General features: G+C 58.8%; 2 protein-coding genes. Both read right to left on the minus strand.

Annotated features, from left to right (window positions below; all coding sequences use genetic code 11):
- Positions 1–108: 108 nt before the first annotated feature.
- Positions 109–711, minus strand: a complete 603-nt coding sequence (locus tag ACRESJ_RS17475) for a DUF924 family protein (RefSeq protein WP_431759020.1) — start codon at positions 709–711, stop codon at positions 109–111.
- A gap of 4 nt (positions 712–715) precedes the next feature.
- On the minus strand, positions 716–1726 hold the full coding sequence (locus ACRESJ_RS17480) for a class 1 fructose-bisphosphatase (protein WP_431759021.1): 1011 nt from the start codon (positions 1724–1726) through the stop codon (positions 716–718).
- Positions 1727–1899 lie beyond the last annotated feature (173 nt).

Here is a 1899-nt window from a genome sequence, read left to right on the forward strand (position 1 = left end):
GGCAAGCCCGCTCCCACAGGGTTTTGCGTCGTACACAAATATTGTGTTCACCGCGATACCTGTGGGAGCGGGCTTGCCCGCGAAGAGGCCATCACTGGCGAAGGATATTTAGAACCTTGAACCGGGCTTAGAAAGAAACTCCAGCTCTTCAACCGTAGACTCCCGCCCCAACACCTCATTGCGATGGGGAAACCGCCCAAACTGGGCAATCACCTTCTGGTGTTTCTCGGCGTAATCCAGGTAATCAGCAAACAGCGCCCGATCGCTCTCCGGCTGTTGCGCGATCAATTCGATGTAACGCGAGATGCATTCGTTTTGCACCGGCAGGTGTTCGCAGTGCTCCAGCACCAGATAGATGAACACCCGCTGGATCGGCTGCAATTGCCGATCGAAATCCGCGGCGATGCCTTGTGCCACCAGGGCCTGGGCTCTGATGTCTCCGGAAAAGGCTTTGGGGGAATCGCGAAAGAGCATGCGTGGCAGTTGATCGAGCAACAGCACCAGGGCCAGCCAACCTTCGGGGCGTTGCGCCCACTCGGTCAATCCGCCGGCCAGTGCCTGCTCAACCCAGTCCCCGAAACGCGTGCGCGCTTCGAGGTCCTGACTGTCACGCTTGCCGAACCATAACTTGCCCTTCTGCGCCGCCACTTCGTTTGCTGATCCGGATGTTCCGAACCACCATTCGAGCAACGGCTGCCAGGGCTCGTTCATGGTTTTACTCCTTGTGGTACGCCGTGGCGCGGGCCACTTCTTCTTTCGAGCCGAGGAACACCGCGCAACGCTGGTGCAGGCCTTCAGGCTGAATGTCGAGGATGCGCTGATGGCCGTTGGTCGAAGCGCCGCCCGCTTGTTCCACGAGGAACGACATCGGGTTGGCTTCGTACATCAGGCGCAGCTTGCCCGGCTTGGATGGCTCACGGCTGTCACGTGGGTACATGAACAGGCCACCACGGGTCAGGATGCGGTGTACGTCGGCCACCATCGCGGCAACCCAACGCATGTTGTAGTTCTTTTTCAGCGGACCTTCTTCGCCAGCCAGCAATTCCTCAACGTAGCGCTGTACCGGAGCTTCCCAGTGACGCTGGTTGGACATGTTGATGGCGAATTCCTGGGTGGATTCAGGAATGGTGATGTTCTCGTGGGTCAGGACGAAGCTGCCCATTTCGCGGTCGAGGGTGAAGCCTTTCACGCCGTCGCCCAGGGTCAGTACCAGCATGGTCTGTGGGCCATAGATCGCGTAGCCGGCGGCAACCTGCTGGGTGCCTGGCTGCAGGAAAGCCTTTTCGTTCAGGGCTTCGTTCTGGCTCAGGTATTCGTTCGGGCAACGCAGTACCGAGAAGATGGTGCCAACCGGGGCGTTGATGTCGATGTTCGACGAACCGTCCAGTGGGTCGAATACCAGCAGGTAGGCGCCTTTCGGGTATTTGCCCGGGATCTGGTAGGCGTTGTCCATTTCTTCGGACGCCATGCCGGCCAGGTGACCACCCCACTCGTTGGCTTCGAGCAGGATTTCGTTGGAGATCACGTCGAGCTTCTTCTGCACTTCGCCCTGAACGTTTTCAGTGCCCATGCTGCCCAAAACGCCGCCCAGGGCGCCTTTGGAAACGGCGTGGCTGATCTCCTTGCAAGCACGCGCCACCACTTCGATCAGGAAGCGCAGATCGGCAGGAGTGTTGTTGCTGCGGGTCTGCTCAATCAAATAGCGACTCAAGGTAACGCGGGACATGGACGGCTCCGGTGGAATGGGGGGGCTAAAAACCCGCGCAGTTTAGCGCGAGTCGGGGCGCATTTCCTCCTATCAGACGTGATCGGCCAAAGAGAGTTCATGTGCGGGGATGAGCGTAGTTGGAAAAGGGCTGGGTGCGAGCCGGAAAGTAGCGGTCATATCAGCATTTTTAA

Origin of the sequence: Pseudomonas sp. (assembly GCF_050739655.1) — a bacterium.
In the GTDB taxonomy this organism is placed as follows: Bacteria; Pseudomonadota; Gammaproteobacteria; order Pseudomonadales; family Pseudomonadaceae; genus Aquipseudomonas.

Coding starts and splice junctions, on each gene's coding strand:
- ACRESJ_RS17480 (WP_431759021.1), bottom strand. CDS start 1,726: ATGTCCCGCGTTACCTTGAGTCGCTATTTGATTGAGCAGACCCGCAGC.
- ACRESJ_RS17475 (WP_431759020.1), bottom strand. CDS start 711: ATGAACGAGCCCTGGCAGCCGTTGCTCGAATGGTGGTTCGGAACATCC.